Source organism: Rudaea sp. 3F27F6, from assembly GCF_005503555.1.
In the GTDB taxonomy this organism is placed as follows: Bacteria; Pseudomonadota; Gammaproteobacteria; order Xanthomonadales; family Rhodanobacteraceae; genus Rudaea.
Map to the genome: position 1 here is coordinate 721,218 of NZ_SCNG01000001.1, position 16,828 is coordinate 738,045.

At 64.0% G+C, this 16,828-nt stretch carries 14 protein-coding genes; 10 read left to right on the top strand and 4 right to left on the bottom strand.

Annotation, left to right across the window (positions count from 1 at the left end):
• Window positions 1–84 precede the first annotated feature (84 nt).
• The 3 genes from thiD (at window position 85) to FFS30_RS03020 (ending at window position 3,666) form a co-directional block, all read left to right on the top strand.
• Window positions 85–891 carry a bifunctional hydroxymethylpyrimidine kinase/phosphomethylpyrimidine kinase gene (gene thiD, locus FFS30_RS03010; RefSeq protein WP_137911623.1) on the top strand — a complete coding sequence of 269 codons (807 nt, stop codon included), beginning with the start codon at window positions 85–87 and terminating at the stop codon, window positions 889–891.
• Window positions 892–982: 91 nt separating this feature from the next.
• Window positions 983–1,270 carry a hypothetical protein gene (locus tag FFS30_RS03015; protein WP_137911624.1) on the top strand — a complete coding sequence of 96 codons (288 nt, stop codon included), beginning with the start codon at window positions 983–985 and terminating at the stop codon, window positions 1,268–1,270.
• Entirely contained in the window at window positions 1,267–3,666 is a 2,400-nt protein-coding gene (locus FFS30_RS03020; protein WP_137911625.1) for a pre-peptidase C-terminal domain-containing protein, read from the top strand. Before FFS30_RS03015 ends, FFS30_RS03020 begins: the two co-directional genes overlap by 4 nt.
• Window positions 3,667–3,714: 48 nt before the next feature.
• Here FFS30_RS03020 and FFS30_RS03025 read toward each other — a convergent pair whose 3' ends face one another.
• The 3 genes from FFS30_RS03025 to grxC form a co-directional block, all read right to left on the bottom strand.
• Complete coding sequence (locus FFS30_RS03025) at window positions 3,715–4,722, bottom strand: isocitrate dehydrogenase (RefSeq protein WP_137911626.1); 1,008 nt, start codon at window positions 4,720–4,722, stop codon at window positions 3,715–3,717.
• A gap of 70 nt (window positions 4,723–4,792) precedes the next feature.
• Window positions 4,793–5,227 (bottom strand): carboxymuconolactone decarboxylase family protein, encoded by a 435-nt coding sequence (locus FFS30_RS03030; protein WP_137911627.1) that lies wholly within the window; start codon window positions 5,225–5,227, stop codon window positions 4,793–4,795.
• Window positions 5,224–5,490 (bottom strand): glutaredoxin 3, encoded by a 267-nt coding sequence (gene grxC / locus FFS30_RS03035; protein WP_137911628.1) that lies wholly within the window; start codon window positions 5,488–5,490, stop codon window positions 5,224–5,226. The genes FFS30_RS03030 and grxC overlap by 4 nt, the downstream gene beginning before the upstream one ends.
• A 200-nt stretch (window positions 5,491–5,690) precedes the next feature.
• Between grxC and FFS30_RS03040 the strand changes: the two genes are divergently transcribed.
• From FFS30_RS03040 to dusB, 6 genes are all read left to right on the top strand, one after another.
• Window positions 5,691–7,694 (top strand): M48 family metalloprotease, encoded by a 2,004-nt coding sequence (locus FFS30_RS03040; protein WP_137911629.1) that lies wholly within the window; start codon window positions 5,691–5,693, stop codon window positions 7,692–7,694.
• A gap of 60 nt (window positions 7,695–7,754) precedes the next feature.
• A complete protein-coding gene (gene phoB / locus FFS30_RS03045) occupies window positions 7,755–8,450 on the top strand; it encodes a phosphate regulon transcriptional regulator PhoB (RefSeq protein ID WP_137911630.1) in 696 nt (231 codons plus the stop codon).
• A 232-nt stretch (window positions 8,451–8,682) separates the two neighbouring features.
• Complete coding sequence (gene phoR / locus FFS30_RS03050; RefSeq protein WP_137911631.1) at window positions 8,683–10,011, top strand: phosphate regulon sensor histidine kinase PhoR; 1,329 nt, start codon at window positions 8,683–8,685, stop codon at window positions 10,009–10,011.
• Entirely contained in the window at window positions 10,008–12,173 is a 2,166-nt protein-coding gene (gene ppk1 / locus FFS30_RS03055; protein ID WP_137911632.1) for a polyphosphate kinase 1, read from the top strand. Before phoR ends, ppk1 begins: the two co-directional genes overlap by 4 nt.
• Window positions 12,174–12,343: 170 nt before the next feature.
• Window positions 12,344–13,693 (top strand): nucleoside permease, encoded by a 1,350-nt coding sequence (locus FFS30_RS03060; protein ID WP_137911633.1) that lies wholly within the window; start codon window positions 12,344–12,346, stop codon window positions 13,691–13,693.
• 107 nt (window positions 13,694–13,800) lie between these two features.
• Window positions 13,801–14,784, top strand: coding sequence for a tRNA dihydrouridine synthase DusB (gene dusB, locus FFS30_RS03065; protein WP_137911634.1), 984 nt, complete (start codon window positions 13,801–13,803; stop codon window positions 14,782–14,784).
• Here dusB and FFS30_RS03070 read toward each other — a convergent pair.
• Window positions 14,735–15,679: a LysR family transcriptional regulator gene (locus FFS30_RS03070; RefSeq protein WP_137911635.1), complete on the bottom strand. Its 945-nt coding sequence runs from the start codon at window positions 15,677–15,679 to the stop codon at window positions 14,735–14,737. The genes dusB and FFS30_RS03070 overlap by 50 nt on opposite strands.
• Before the next feature lie 91 nt (window positions 15,680–15,770).
• Here FFS30_RS03070 and FFS30_RS03075 point away from each other — a divergent pair, with 91 nt between their 5' ends.
• A complete protein-coding gene (locus tag FFS30_RS03075; protein WP_249352138.1) occupies window positions 15,771–16,817 on the top strand; it encodes a putative sulfate exporter family transporter in 1,047 nt (348 codons plus the stop codon).
• The last annotated feature ends 11 nt before the right edge of the window (window positions 16,818–16,828 follow it).

A 16,828-nucleotide genomic window follows, 5' to 3' on the forward strand; every position in this document is an offset into this window, starting at 1 on the left:
TGCGGTTTCTTGCCACTTATTCCAATCCCACCATTGCTTTCGTGACCTTATCTGTTGCGCACACGCAACATATCGGATTTCATCGTGCTTCGATCCCAGCTTCCCCCCTGCGTTTTGACCATCGCCGGTTCGGACTCGGCCGCGGCGGCCGGCATTCAGGCCGATCTGAAAACGTTCTCCGCGTACGGGGTGCACGGATTGACCGCAATCGCCGCGGTGACGGCTCAAAACACCCATAGTACGAGTGCGATCCAAGTGTTGCCGCCGCGCATTCTGCTCGCCCAGCTCGAAGCACTGCGCAACGACTTCCGTATCGCCGCCGTGAAGATCGGCATGCTCGGCAGCGCGGCGAATATCCGCCTGACCGCGCAATGGCTACGCGAGCACCAGATGCCAAACGTGGTTCTCGACCCGGTATTGGTCGCCAGCAGCGGACGCAATCTGCTGCCGGCCAACGCACTATCGATTCTGCGCAGGCATCTGTTGCCGCTCGCGCAAGTGCTGACGCCGAACTTGCCGGAAGCTGCGGCGCTGCTTTCGCGACCGATCCGTACGCATGACGAAATGCAGAGCGCAGCGAGCGAGTTGCGCGATTTAGGCGCGGACACCGTGTTGATCAAAGGCGGACATCTCGATGCGCGCGGAGTGCGCGACTACTTCGTCGACAATCGCGGCGTAGTGGAATACGCCCACCAGCGGCGCAGCTATGCCGTGCGCGGCACTGGCTGCAGCTTGTCTTCGGCAATTGCCGCCGGTCTGGCCCTGGGTCTGTCGGCGCGCGCCGCGGTGGAACGCGCCGAGCGCTATCTACAGAACACATTCCGCAACGCACGCCGAATCGGTCGCGGCCCGTCGCGCATCCTGCAACACAACGCCCCTCACGGCGATTGACGAACCGAATTGCGCTCTCGCGCATTTGCGGCTAAAACGCAGACGCACCCACGCCGATGCCATCCTGGTATCGGCTCACACGGAGGTTGTCATGAGGACGATGTTGTTTCTGACTGCGGCGCTGGCCGCAAACGCATCCGCTGCCGAGACGACGGCGACGCCGCAAGCCCAGCCGCTTGCTGAACCGCTCGCAGCGACGCCGGGCATCGCAAGCATCAAGGCAAAAGCGGAAAGCCAGACCGCCACCAGCCCGAAAATTCACGAGATCGTCGCAACACGCAATGCCGACGGCACGCTCGAAATCGGCTGCGCCGAACGCCCGAATCCGACAGCGCACAAGCCGCCTCTCAACACGATCTCGCCGGAGCCGCAGCAATGAGCGCGCGCAAGCCCTGGGTCCGCGCCCTCCTCTTCGCAAGCACGGCCTTGTGTTCGTCGGCCGCATTCGCAGACGCGCCGCTCGCGGCCGCCGGCGCGACCAATCTGACGTTCAATCCCTATTCGCTCTATACGAACCTGTACATCGACATCGATGCTAGCGCGCAGCAGCTCAACGTCAACTTGACCGGCACCGGCGGCGACGTCGACCTGTATCTGCGCTACGGCTCGCCATTCCCCGACTGCAGCGCGACGCGCTGCAGCGACGACATGATCCTGCGCTACGCGCAGTATCACTCGATGAGTTCGTCATCGAACGAGTCGATCGTCGTCACCAACGCGAGCACGATTCCGCTCAAGGCCGGGCGCTGGTACATCGCCGCACTCAACGGCTCGAGCGCGAGCGCGACGGCGACGCTCTACGTGACCACCTCGGCCACCGTGCAAGCCGCGAATATCCAACTCGATTTCGGCAACCCGCGCAGCAGCTCGAGCGACCCAAAGAACAACTGCGACGTCGCCCCATGGTCCGATACGACGGCGGCTACGCCGGTCGGCGGCAATGCCGGCACAACGCTCGGCGACCAGCGTAAAAATGCGCTGCAATACGCCGTGCAACAGCTGGCGCAGCAGATCCAGTCGCCGGTGCCGATCAACGTCCATGCTTGCTGGGCCCACCTCGGCGGCGACAAGAACCGCGCCACGCTCGCACACGCATCGTCGACCAGTTTCGCCTTCAGCGACACGAGCTTCCCGATGCCGTGGCTGGTGAAAAAGTATACCTGGTACACGAACACGCAAATCGCGCGCATGGGCGGCGTGAGCAACTGCGGAGCCCTCGGCGGCGACTGCAGCGGCGTACGCAACGACGTCATCGAAATCACCTTCAATTCGGACATCGGCACGCCGAACGTCATCGGCGGCAGCCCGTTCTATCTCGGCTACACGGCGGGTGCGAACTCGAATTCGTCCGACTTCATCGCCGTCGCGATGCACGAGATCACGCACGGCCTCGGCTTCCTCGGCCTCGCCAACGTGGATCCAAGCTCGGGCCCGATCGGTGCGCGTGCCGGCATCACCACCGGCGCCTCATCGATCAGCTATCAGAACTACGATCAAGGCCCGTGGGACGACATCTTCGGCGACAATATCGTCAAGGTCGCAAGCGACAGGCAGAACTACACGCCGTTTTACGGCTATGAACTGACCAGCCAGCCGGGCAACGCGGCGCGCGCTGCGGCGATGACCTCGGGCAATACCGTCACCGCGACAGACCTCGGCGCGCTCTACACCCCGACTCTGCTGCGCTGGTCCGATCCGCTCGCTGTGAATTCTTCGGCGAATCAAGCCACCGGCAATCCACCGGACAACTTCCCCAGCCTCTACGCACCCTGCGATCTCACTCAGACCGCGACGTGCAGCACGTCGAGCGGCTCGACGCTTTCGCACACCGTGCAGCAAGGCGACCTGATGAACGCCTTCATCAATCGCGGGCAGGTACGCCAAATGGGCCTCGCCGCGCCGATGCTCGCCGCGATGGGCTGGTCGACCTCGCCCGCTGCGGCACCGGTCTACGCCAAGCCGTTCACCGGAATCTGGTACGACCGCACGCACAGCGGCCACGGCATCGATTTCCGTCTCGTTCGCCACGATGCGAACTACGGCGATGCCTATCTCCTGGCCTTCTACACCTACGACGCAACCGGCTCAGTGGAAATCTTTCAGGCCCAGGGCAACATCGTCGATGGTGTCTTCGTCCCCATCATCATCGGCCCTGACGACAGCACGCTGACACGCTTTCAGTACGACCCCGTTGCCAAGACGATCAAACCGGTCGCCAATACCGGCGGTCGTGTCGTCGTCGACTTCAATCAGGCCGCCAACTCTCCCGCGTGCCGGAACATCGACCGCAGCGCTGCGCCCTTGCTCGGCGTCATGAGCTGGTCGTTCGCTGACACGACCGGGAAAATCACCGAACAAAGCGACTGGTGCCTGGAGCCGCTGACCACACTCGCACAAAATGCGTCGCCCGATCACGGCGGCCTGTACTACGGTGGTTCGGGCGATACCGGCTGGGGAATCTCCGTGCTCGATATCAACCGCGGCGCTGCGGGCGAACAGCTGTGGATCGATTTCTATTATCCGGACGCCAACGGCAAACCAATCTGGGCGGTCGCCAACGCGCAGCCGTACGTCAACGGCCAGACGATTCCTCTGATCCAGAATGCCGCGGGTTACTGCCGCACCTGCAAGCCGGTGGCGCAGAACCAGGTGCAGGTCGGCACGATCACGCTGAACTTCGGCACGCCGACGACCGCAACGATCGTCGCGAATTATACCGGCGGTTCGTTCATGCGAACGAACGTACCGCTGGTCAATCTCGGGGTCGCGCAGTAAGCGCGGAAACGTGCAAAAAAAGCCCGGCTCAAGCCGGGCTTTTTTTATTCAGCGCAGACGTTCGATCAAGGCGTCCGCGAAGGTCTCGGTCGTGCCCGCACCGCCGAGGTCGGGCGTGACGCGGTCCTTCGCCGCGATCGTCGTACGGATCGCACCGCGCAGACGCGTCGCTTCGGCCTCGAAACCGAGATGGCCGAGCATCTGGCAGGCGCCGAGGAGCAGGGCGCACGGATTGGCAATGCCCTTGCCCGCAATGTCGGGCGCGGAACCGTGCACCGCCTCGAAGATCGCCACATCCGCGCCGATGTTCGCGCCCGGTGCGAGACCGAGTCCGCCGACAAGACCCGCACACAGATCGGAGAGAATGTCGCCGAACAAGTTCGTCGTCACGATCACGTCGAACTGCCACGGATTCATCACGAGCTGCATGCAAGTGTTGTCGACGATCATCTCGTTGTGCTCGATGTCGGGATACTGCGCCGACACTTCGCGCGCGACCTTGAGAAACAAGCCCGAGGTCGACTTGAGGATGTTCGCCTTGTGTACGATCGTCACCTTCTTGCGCCCGGCCTGGCGCGCCAACTCGAACGCGTAGCGCACGATGCGCTCGGAACCCTTGCGCGTGATCTTCTGGGTTAAGGTCGCCGTATCGCCGTCGGCAGAAACCTGCTGGCCTTCGCCGATGTACGCACCTTCGGTGTTCTCGCGCACAGTGAGGACATCGATGTTCTCGTAGCGCGACTTGGTGCCTGGAAACGAGATCGCCGGACGCACATTCGCGTACAGGTCGAACTTCTTACGCAGAGTGACGTTGATCGACGTGAAGCCTTCGCCGACCGGCGTGGTCAACGGGCTCTTCAGCGCGACCTTGTGCTTGGCGATCGCGTCGAGCGTCGCCTGCGGCAGCAGGTCGCCGAATTTGTTCTGCGCGGCGAGGCCGGCCTCGACGAAGTCGTATTTGAGATCGAGGCCGAGCGCGTCGATCACGCGCAGCGTCGCCTGCATGATCTCCGGGCCGATGCCGTCGCCGGGGATCACTGCAATGGTGGTGGTCATGGTTTTTCTCACAGCTTCTTTGATTTGAAGCCGCCTATTATCGCAAAGGCAGAGGTAAAAAGAATGTCAGCTATGCCGGCGCGGTTTCGATCTGATCGAGAAAATCCACCGCCCGGCGCAGATGCGGGATCACGATCGAGCCGCCGACCACGAGGCCGACACTGAACGCCTCGAAGAACTCGTCGCGGTTCACGCCGGCATCGCGGCACTGGGCGATGTGATAGCTGATGCAGTCGTCGCAGCGCAGAACCATCGAGGCGACGAGGCCAAGTAGTTCCTTCGTTTTCAGATCGAGTGCACCAGCTTTGTAAGTCTGTGTGTCGAGAGCGAAGAAACGCCGCACGACCTGATTGTCGTGCTCGAGGATGCGCTCGTTCATGCGCCGGCGGAATTCGCCGAATTCTTTGACCCGATCCGGCGCTTTAGCCGCAGGCTTGGCCGAAGCGCGTTTCGTCGCAACCTTCTTCGTCGCAGCCGCGCGCGCGGGACGCTTGCCCGCGCTCATGCGCCGGCACCGATCAGTTGCGCGAGCTTGCCGCTGCGGTCCGCCGCGGCGAGATCGTCGAACCCGCCGACATGCTCGCCGTTGATGAAAATCTGCGGCACCGTGCGGCGGTTCGCCGAGCGCGTGAGCATCTCGTCGCGACGCACGGGATCGAGGTCGATGCGGAACTCTTCATAATCGAGCCCCTTCGACTTGAGCAAATTCTTCGCCGCCACGCAGTAGGCGCAGTTGGCACCGGTGAAAATTTCGACTTTTGCACTCATTTTGAGATTTTCCTGACACGGTTTCAGGCACGCAAGCAGTTTGGGGGCTGTGAACCCGAATTTCCAGGGCTGTCTGCACGCCGTCCGGGCTTGAACATGGCCTGAGCGGATGCGTGATAGAAGCCCGCAACGGTAGATACGGAACCTGCGCAGGAGTAAGGTAGTCGAAGCGTCCGTCTAGCTTTCGTGTCACCTCCGCCATGTTCATCAAGCGCCTTCCACTCGCCTCCCTCGTCGCCACCATCGCCGTACTGACCAGCTACGGGTATGCGGCGGATACCCGCCTGCCCAACCTCGGCAGTTCGGCGGGCAAGATTGCCTCGCCCGAGGAGCAGCGCCAATACGGTTTCTATGTGCTGCACGAGCTGCGCAATCAGAACGGCGTTTTGGACGATGCGCTGCTGGCGGATTACCTGAATACCCTCGGCTACCGCCTCGTTTCCTATAGCCCGCAGCCGGACCAGCCGTTCACTTTTTTCATCGTGCGCGACAACGACATCAACGCCTTTGCCCTGCCGGGTGGTTTTGTCGGTGTCAATGCGGGCCTGTTCACCACCACCGAGAGCGAAGGCGAACTTGCTGCGGTGCTCGCGCATGAAGTCTCGCACGTCACTCAGAATCACCTGATTCGTGCCGTCGAAGCCGAGCAGAAAATGACTCCGTTCATGCTGCTCGCAATGCTCGGCGCGATCGCCGCCGCGTCGAAATCGAGCCCCTACAGCACGAGCAACGCCGATGTCGGCGCGATTGCCACTGTGCAGGGCCTGTTCGCCCAGATGCAGATCAACTTCACACGCGCCGACGAATCCGAAGCCGACCGCGTCGGCATCACGACCCTGGCCAAAGCCGGTTTCGATCCCGACGCGATGGCCGGATTCTTCGAGCGCATGCAGCGCGCGCTGCGTCCGGGCTTCGACGAGAACGACGTGCCCGCATTGCTGATGGACCACCCGGTCACGACGACGCGCATCAGCGAATCGAAGGCGCGTGCGGAGCAGATCAAGAAGGAATACCAGCCGGTCGTCACCGTGGGCAACGTCGAGGCGGCGCCGAAGGAACTTGCCGGCGTACCCAATGCCCAGCCGGCCGTCGGCACCGACGCCAAGAGCGACGCAAAGACCGCGGCCAAGCCAGCGACGCCGGGCAGTGCCTCCAGCCCAGCGACGCCTATTTCCATCCCGCCGTCTTCGTTGCTCGCCTCGATCAATCCGAGCGCACGCCCGAATCTGAGCAGTCTGCGTCCGATCCAGCCGACCGCCGAGCAGCGCGCCCGCTCGCAGGCGTACTACGAGTTGATGCGCGAGCGCGTGCGCGTGCTCAGCGGCAAGCGTCCGCAGGAAATGATCACCTACTACGCCGACAATCTGCGCGATCACAAGGAATTCGACACGCCGGCGAATCACTACGGCTATGCCCTCGCGCTGATCCAAGGCGGCAAGGCGAAGCAGGCGCTCGAACCGTTGCAGAAACTCGCCTCGAACGACCCGGAAAACCTCGTCTACCAGATCGCGCTCGGCGATGCAGAACTGCATTCCAGCCAGCGCGAGGCCGCACTGCAGCGCTACGTGCGCATGGAGAAATCGTTCCCGAACAATCGCGCGCTCGCACTTGCGCATGCCGACGCGCTGCTCGCCTTCGGCGACAAGAAAGCCGGCAAGGAAGCACAGGAACTGCTGCGCCCGCAGATCGCCAAGGACGACGAAGACCCGGCCCTGCAGACCATGTTCGGCCGTGCCTGCGAACTCGCCGGCGACTCCGTGCGCGCAGGCGAGGCCTATGCGACCGCGGCCTATCTCAACGGCCGCGCCGAAGACGCGCTCAACCAGTTGAAGGACATTTCCAAGCGCGGCGACCTCGACTACTACCAGCGCACACGCGTCGAAGCGCTGATCGCGGCAATGACCCCGCTCGTACTCGACCTGCGCCGGCACAAGATTCGCCCGGAGGATCAGGGCAAGCTCGCCGCGACGGGAAACTGTCTGAAGAAGTCCTCCGGCTTGAGTTTCAGCGTGCACAGCGACTCCGCTTCTGCGCAAAACAACCCGTTTGCGCGCACGGACGACACGACGAGCGGCCCCGGCGACCCGCGCTTCAGCTCGGCGTTCGGTGCCTCACGCATGCCGTCGCGCCTCAATGAGACGGCGCAAAACGACAAGGATTCCAGGCCCGACTGCACCGCGCCGTCATTCAACCGTAACAATTGACGTTTGAAATACAGCAATCTGTCATAAAGCGTCCGCCGGACGTTGCTACGGGTTGACCACGTGCAAAAAAACATTCTGATCGTCGAAGACGAACCCGCGATCCGCGACATGGTCGCCTTCGCCCTGCGCAAGGCCGGCATGGAGCCCGCCCACGCGGCGGACGCGCGGGCCGCCCAGACCATGATCGTCGAGCGCGTACCCGACCTGATCCTGCTCGACTGGATGCTTCCGGGCATGAGCGGCCTCGATCTCGCCCGCCGCCTGCGCAAGGAAGAGCTGACCCGCGACGTGCCGATCATCATGCTGACCGCGCGCGGCGAGGAGACCGATCGCGTCGGCGGCCTCGAAGCTGGCGTCGACGACTATGTCGTCAAACCTTTTTCGCCGCGCGAGCTGATCGCGCGCATCAACGCCGTCATGCGCCGCACCCACGGCGTCGATACCGACGGCGTGATCGAAATCGGCCCGCTCAAGATCGACAGCGCCGCGCACCGCGTCTATGCGGGCGAAGACAGCGTATCGATCGGTCCGACCGAATACCGTCTGCTGCATTTCTTCATGACCCATCCCGAGCGCGTCTACTCGCGCAGCCAGCTACTCGATTACGTTTGGGGCGGCAGTGTCTACGTGGAAGAACGCACGGTCGACGTGCATATCCGCCGCCTGCGCAAGACCCTGGAGCCGCACCGCTGCGACGAACTCGTGCAGACCGTGCGCGGCGCCGGCTATCGGTTTTCGACGACGCCGGTCGCTTGAATTTCTTCCCTTCCTCCCCTGGGAGAAGGTGGCCGGAAGGCAGATGAGGGAAAAGCCGAGCACTGCCGGTTTTTATTGATTCGTCGGTGCGTTTCTCCCTCATCCGGCGCTACCGCGCCATGCTTTCTTGAGAAATGTGGCCAGGATGGCTACTTCTTGACTCTCGCGATCAGGGACGAACGCAAAAGCAAGGCTACAATTGTGCATTACCGCACTTCTGCTTATTTAGCCGATGCAGCTGCAATTTCTGCAAAGCCACGCATGGCAAGTCTCGCTGGGACGCTTCGTCGTCCTGCTGGCGGTCGCGCTCGCGCTCGGCTGGTGCTTCGGCATCGCCGACTATGCGTTGCTCGCCGCCTTGTTCGGGTACTCCCTGTATTCGCTGTTCGAGCTCCATCAACTGCAATCCTGGCTGCGTTCGCGCCGGCGTCTGCCGCCGCCGGAAGATCGTGGCGTGTGGTCGGACATCTCCGTGTATATGCATACCAAACTGCACGCTGAGCGCTCGCGCAAGCGCCGCCTGATCACCCTGCTGCGCGCTTTCCGCGAAGGTGCCGCCGCGCTGCCGGACGGCGTCGTCGTGCTCGACCGCGGCCGCAGCGTGGTCTGGTTCAACGAGGCCGCGGAGCGCCTGCTCGGCATGGCCGCGCCGCGCGACCGAGGTGCGCACATCGACGACTTCCTGCCGCTGTCGGCGAAATCGTGGTTCGAGGAAGACCCGACGCGCGAGCCGCTGCGCGAGGTTGCCTCGAACATGGACGAAGCCACGCGCCTGTCGTTCCGTTTGATCCCCTATTCCTATGATCACAGCCTGCTCGTCGTGCGCGACATCACTCCGCTCGCGCGCCTGGAACAGGTTCGTCGCGATTTCGTCGCCAACGTGTCACACGAGCTGCGTACACCGTTGACCGTGCTGCACGGATATCTCGAGATGCTCGAACCCGAAGTCATGCCCCAGCTCGCCCCCGTGCTCGCCGATTTGCGCGGCCAGTCGCGGCGCATGACGCAGATCGTCGAGGACCTGCTGACGCTTTCGCGCCTCGAGGCACAGCAGCAGATCAACGACAACGAACGCGTATCGATGCGCGCCCTGCTGTCGACGCTGAAGCGCGAAGCGGACGGGCTCTCCCAAGGCCGCCACCGCGTCGATGTGGTGCTCGGCTGCGAGGCCGACCTGCGCGGATCGACCGACTATCTGCACAGCGCGTTCTCCAATCTCGTCTCCAACGCCGTGCGCTACACGCCCGAAGGCGGCCGCATCGAAATGTCGTGGCAGTCCACGGCCAACGGCGGCGCGCGCTTCGCCGTCGCCGACACCGGCTACGGCATCCCGGCCGAGCACCTGCCGCGCATCACCGAGCGTTTCTACCGGGTTTCCACGAGCCGTTCGCGCGAATCGGGCGGCACCGGCCTCGGCCTGTCGATCGTCAAGCACGTGCTGCAGTTGCATCAGGCGCGGCTCGAGATCGAGAGCGAGCTCGGCGTCGGCAGCACGTTCTCCTGCGTCTTCGCGCGCGAGCGCCTGCTGGCGTTCGAGCCATTGTCCGAGGAAGTCCAATGAGTGCCGAAGAATCCGCCGTCACCGCGCAGACCGTGCGCCGCGCCAACGGCAAGGCGCGCGCCGCCGCGCCCGCCGAGGTGCACTCGGAGATTCATGCCGAACCGCGCAACCTGCGCGATCCCGCGCTCTACCTCAACCGCGAACTCGCCCAACTCGAATTCAATTTCCGCGTGCTCGCGCAGGCGCAGGACGCATCGGTGCCGCTGCTCGAGCGCATGCGCTTCCTCTGCATCTCGAATTCCAACCTCGACGAATTCTTCGAAGTCCAGGTCGCCGTGCTGCGCCATCACGTCGCCTTCGGCGACGCCAAGGCCGGCCCGGACGGCACGTCGCCGGCCGAACTGCTCGCGCGCATCCGCGCGCGCGTGCTCGATCTGGTCAGCGCGCAATACACGTTCTGGAACGACACGCTGCTGCCCGAACTCGACCGCGAAGGCATCCGCTTCATCGCGCGCGACAAGTGGACGTCGAAGCAGACCCGCTGGCTGCAGGGTTACTTCCAGAACGAAGTGATGCCGGTGCTGTCGCCGCTCGGCCTCGATCCGGCGCACCCGTTTCCGCGCATCCTCAACAAGAGCCTCAACTTCGCGGTTTCGCTGGAAGGCCGCGACGCATTCGGGCGCGAAGGCCACATGGCCCTGCTGCGTGCGCCGCGCTCGCTGCCGCGCATCGTGCGCCTGCCCGACGAAGTCGCCGAGAAACCGTACGACTTCGTCTTCCTGTCGAGCATCCTGCACCAGTTCGTCGATGAGCTGTTCCCCGGCATGCGCGTGACCGGCGCCTATCAGTTCCGCGTCACCCGCAACAGCGAACTGTTCGTCGATGAGGAAGACGTCGAAAATCTCGCGCTCGCACTGCGTGACGAATTGCGCGGGCGCGGTTTCGCGCGCGCGGTGCGCATCGAAATCGCCGACACCTGCCCGAAGCCGGTCGCCGATTACCTGATGCACAATTTCGAGCTCAACGAATCGGACGTGTATCGCCTGCCCGGACCGGTCAACGTGCACCGGATCAACGCGATTTACGATCAGGTCGAGCGGCCCGATCTGAAGTTCCCGAAATTCAAGCAGCGCCCGATCCCGCCGCTCGTCGCCGAGCGCAGTCTGTTCGAAGCGATCGCCGAACGCGACATCCTGCTGCACCACCCTTACGAGTCGTTCAGCGCGGTCACCGAACTGGTGAAGGAAGCCGCGGCCGACCCCAACGTCCTCGCGATCAAGCAGACCCTGTACCGCACCGGCAACGATTCGCCGCTGGTCAATTCGCTGATCGATGCGGCGCGTGCGGGCAAGGACGTCACCGTCGTCGTCGAGCTGCGCGCGCGCTTCGACGAAGAAGCGAATATTTCACTCGCCAACCGCCTGCAGGAAGCCGGCGTGCAGGTCGTCTACGGCGTGGTCGGCTACAAGACGCACGCCAAGGTGCTGCTGATCGTGCGCCGCGAGAAAACCGGCTTGCGCCGCTACGTGCACTTGTCGACCGGCAACTATCACACGGTCACCTCGCGCATCTATACCGACTTCGGCCTGATGACCGCGGACCGGGACATCGGCGAGGACGCGCACAAATTGTTCCAGCAGCTTTCCGGCCTGGGCCCGGTGATCAAACTCAAGCGCTTGCTGCAGTCGCCGTTCACCCTGCACAAGGGCGTGATGGAGAGGATCGAGCGCGAGATCGCCCACGCCCAGGCGGGCAAGCCGGCGCGCATCATCGCCAAGATGAACGCGCTCAACGAACCGAGCGTGATCGAACTGCTCTACAAAGCCTCGATCGCCGGCGTCTCGATCGACCTGATCGTGCGTGGCGCATGCACGCTCAAGCCCGGTCTGCCGGGCGTCTCGGACAATATCCGCGTGCGCTCGATCGTCGGCCGCTTCCTTGAGCACAGCCGCGTCTACTGGTTCGCCAATGACGACGCGCCGGAAATCTACTGCTCCAGTGCAGACTGGATGGAGCGCAACCTTCTGCGCCGCATCGAAACCTGTTTCCCGATCCTCGACGCCGATCTCGCCAAGCGCGTATTCGACGAAGGCCTCGCCAACTACCTCGCCGACAACACCCAGGCCTGGGTGCTGCAGGAAAACGGCCACTATCATCGGCTGACGCCCGACGGCGACAAGCCGCATTCGGCGCAACAGGCGCTGCTCGCCAAGATTTGCTGACACGAAACGCCGGAGACTTCGCCGGCGTTTTCCGCTGAGCGGCGCAGCTAGACGGAGCACGTCTTCCGCCCCGGTTCGCAGCCCCCACGGGCGCGGCCTGCGCGCGGCGGCGCAGCTTGCGCTCTGTCACATTGCTGTTACGCTCCGCGCAACCCATGGGGAGTGACAGAATGAGTCTCAAGCTGCGCCTGATCGCGATGAATTTCCTCCAGTTCTTCATCTGGGGGGCTTGGCTGATCTCGATCGGCGCGTACTGGTTCCAGAACAAGCAATGGTCGGGTACGCAGTTCGGCGCGATCTTCTCGACGATGGGCATCGCCTCGCTGTTCATGCCGACGATCGCGGGCATTCTTGCCGATCGCTGGATCAATGCCGAGCGCCTTTACGGCATCCTCCATCTCGTCGGCGCGGCGATGCTGTTCGTGCTGCCGACGATCGACAATCCTGGCACCTTCTTCTGGGCCATCTTGCTGACCATGATGTGCTACATGCCGACGATCGCGCTCGCGATCGCGGTGTCGTACAACGCGCTCAAGCAGCGCGGCGAGGACATCGTGCAGGTGTATCCGCCGATCCGCGTCTGGGGCACCGTCGGCTTCGTCGTCGCGCTGTGGGTGATCGCGCTGCTCCACCTCGGCAAGTCGGCTGGCCAGTTCTATGTCGCCGCCGCGGCCGCCGCCGTGCTCGGCCTGTACGCATTCACCCTGCCGCCGTGCCCGCCGAAGCTCGGCCGCAAGCAGGAAGGCATCGTCGGCGATCCGGAGCAGCTCGACGCGAGCGCCCTCGACGCGCTCGGCAAGCAGCATCGCTACGCCCTGCTCGCCGACACGCTCGGCCTGCGTGCGTTCACCCTGTTCAAGAATCCGAAGCTCGCGGTGTTCTTCCTCTTCGCCATGCTGCTCGGCGCGGCACTGCAGCTGACCAACGCCTACGGCGACACCTTCCTCCACGACTTCGCCAAGCTCGACGTCTATAAAGACGACTTCGCCGTGCGCTACCCCGAGTTCATCATGTCGATCTCGCAGATCTCGGAAACCTTGTGCATCCTGCTGATCCCGTTCTTCCTCAAGCGCTTCGGCATCAAGACCGTGATGCTGCTAAGCATGATCGCCTGGGCGCTACGTTTCGGCCTGTTCGCCGTCGGCGATCCCGGATCGGGGCTGTGGATGATCCTGCTGTCGTGCCTGGTCTACGGGCTCGCCTTCGACTTCTTCAACATCTCCGGCTCGCTGTTCGTCGAAGGTCAGAGCGACGAAAAAATCCGCGCGAGCGCGCAGGGCCTGTTCATGCTGATGACCAACGGCATCGGCGCGGTGCTCGGCAGCACCATCTCAGGCTACGTCATCGACCGCTTCTTCACCGACCACGCCTGCAACGACGCGGTCGCCATTTGCAAGAACTGGCCCGGCATCTGGACCTCGTTCGCCCTGTACGCCCTGATCACGGGCATCGCCTTCGCCTTGCTGTTCAAGCACAAGCACGATCCGGCGACGGCGATCAAGGCGCGGGCGGCGCATTGAGCTGGGCCACGGTGAGCGGTGAGCGGAAAGAACTTCGGTCGAATTCGATTTTCCGCTCATTTCTCGCAGTTCGCCTTGCCGAAAAAAGAAGCAAGTACAATACGCGGATGCAGATCGGTCCTTACCGCATCGACCCTCCGCTCGGACTCGCGCCAATGGCGGGCGTCACCGACAAACCGTTTCGCCAGCTGTGCAAGCGGCTCGGTGCGGGCCTTGCCACGTCCGAAATGACCACGAGCGATCCGCGCCTATGGATGACGCGCAAATCGCTCAAGCGCATGGATCATGCCGGCGAACCCGATCCGGTCAGCGTGCAGATCGCCGGCTATGATCCGGCGATGCTCGCCGATGCCGCACGCTACAACGTCGACCATGGCGCCCAGATCATTGACATCAACATGGGCTGCCCGGCGAAAAAGGTGTGCAATGTATACGCGGGCTCCGCCCTGCTCCAGGACGAGGCGCTGGTCGCACGCATCTGCACGGCGACGGCGCGCGCGGTCGCCGTGCCGGTGACGCTGAAAATCCGCACCGGCTGGAATCGCGACAACCGCAACGGCATCCGCATCGCGCAGATCGCACAGGAATCGGGCATCGCCGCACTCGCCGTGCACGGCCGCACGCGCGCCGACCTCTACAACGGCGAGGCCGAATACGACACGATTGCCGCGATCAAAGCCTCGGTGTCGATCCCGGTGCTCGCCAACGGCGACATCGACACCCCACAGAAAGCGCGCGACATACTCGCCCATACGAAGTGTGACGGCCTGCTGATCGGCCGTGCCGCCCAGGGCCGGCCTTGGATCTTTCGCGAGATCGCGCATTTCCTCGCTACCGGCGAAACCCTGCCCGCGCCGTCGGCGCAGGAAGTTTGCGCAATCCTGATCGAGCATCTGGAAAATCTCTACGCCTTCTACGGCGAGCGCCAGGGCGTGCGCATCGCGCGCAAGCACCTCGGCTGGTACGCAAAGGATCGCGAAGAGAACGCCGCTTTTCGCCGCGTCGCCAATCAGGCCGAAACCGCCGCCGAGCAGTTGCTCCTTACCCGCGAGTATTTCGGCGGGAACGCGGCGTTCGCCCAGGCGGCTTGAGCGCCGCCATATCGCTGCGCGTGGCGCTGTCGAGAAACGCGCCGACCAGCGCGCCGTGATAGCGCGAGCGGCGCAGAATCCACGACAACCTGCGGCGCAGATCGAGAAACGGCGTAGGCAGCGCGACGAGACGCTGCGCCTTGACCGCGTCGCCGACCGCGATTGCCGGCAGCACCGCAATACCGAGCCCGGCGATCACCGCCTGCTTGATCGCCTCGCTCTGGCCTAACTCGAGCACGGTCTGGCCCGGCGGCAGCGAGGCGAGGATGCGCTCGGTCATCGCACGCGTGCCCGAGCCGTCTTCGCGCAGAATCCAGCGCGCGCCGGCGAAGTCGCGCGCAGCGAGGCGTTTGCGCCGGGCGAGCGCGTGATCGGGCCGTGCGCAGATCACCAGTTCGTCGTCGCGCCACGGCCGTACTTCGATGTCGGCGTGAACGACGGCGCCCTCGACGCAGCCGAGATCCAGCGCGTGGTCGAGCACCCCCTTCACGATCGCATCGGTATTGCCGACGGCCAGGCGAATCGAAACCTGCGGATGCGCGGCGGCGAAGGCGCCGAGCAGGTCGCCGACGAGATAGTTGCCGATGGTATTGCTCGCACCGAGGCGCAGCTCGCCGTCGAGCACGTCGCTGCGCCCCTGCGCGCTGCGCTTGAGTTCGACCGTGCGCTCGAGGATTTCCTGCGCCAGCGGCAGCGCCTCGCGTCCGCGCTCGCTCAGATACAGACGGCCGCGTTGCCGGTCGAACAAGGTCACGCCGAGCTGTGCTTCGAGTTCGGCCAGCGCCATGCTCAGCGCAGGCTGCGACAGATGCAGCTTGCCCGCGGCCGCGCGCACGCTGCCCTCGCCGGCGACGGCGGCGAACACTTCGAGCTGGCGCAGGGAAATGCCGATCATCAGAAAATCTTATTCCTCCGATAAAGAGTTTTCAATTTTCTTATTGAATCCGTGCGCGGAAAATATGCTCACTTCCTGCGGATTTCCGACCGTGAACACGCATATTCTCGCTGCCCCTTCTTCCAAGCCCGAAGGCAATATCGTCCGCCGCCATCTTCCGGGCCTCGCGCTCGCCGTCACGCTCGGCGTCGCCGGCCTGCTGCTCGCCGGCTGGGCACCGTTGCAGCGCGCGCAGATCAGTGCGCTGACGATCGCGATCGTTCTCGGCATGGTCGTCGGCAACGCCTTCGGCAAGCAGTTGCCCGTGGTGTTCGCGCCGGGCGTGCTGACCGCGCAGCAAAAGCTGCTGCGCCTCGGCGTCATACTCTACGGCCTGCGCCTGTCGTTCGGCCAGATCGCCGCGATCGGACCTGCGGGCCTCGCCATCGACGCGATCGTCGTCGTCGCCACGCTCGCGCTCGCGTCCGTGCTCGGCCGGCGCGTGTTCGGACTCGACCGCGACAGCGCCCTGCTGACCGGTGTCGGCAGCGCGATCTGCGGCGCGGCCGCGGTGCTCGCGCTCGAACGCGTGCTCAAGCCCGATCCGGCCAAGGTCGCGATCGCGGTCGCCACGGTCGTGCTGTTCGGCACGCTCGATATTTTTCTCTACCCCGTTCTCTATCCGCATCTCGGCATGGACGCAGCGCATTTCGGTTTGTATACCGGCGCGACCGTGCACGAAGTTGCACAGGTCATCGCGGTCGGCAGCGCCGTCGACCCGGCGACAGCGGACTCCGCCGTCGTGGTCAAACTGACGCGCGTGATGCTGCTCGTGCCCGTGCTGTTCTTCTTCGGCTGGCGCCAAGCGAAGTTCGCTCAGGCGAGCGGCGCGGCCAAGACGAAAGTGCCGCTGCCGTGGTTCGCGCTGGCCTTCGTCGCGGTCAGCGCGATCAATTCGCTGATCACGTTCCCGCACGAAATCAAAGGGCCGCTGCTGACCCTCGACACCTTGCTGCTTGCCGCCGCGATGGCCGCACTCGGCCTGGAAACGCGCATCGCCAAGCTGCGTGCGCTCGGTCCGAAGCCGCTGCTGCTTGCTGCGCTGCTCTGGCTCTGGCTGATCGGCGGCGGCGCGCTGCTCGTGCATTTTTTCGCCTGACGAGTTGAAAG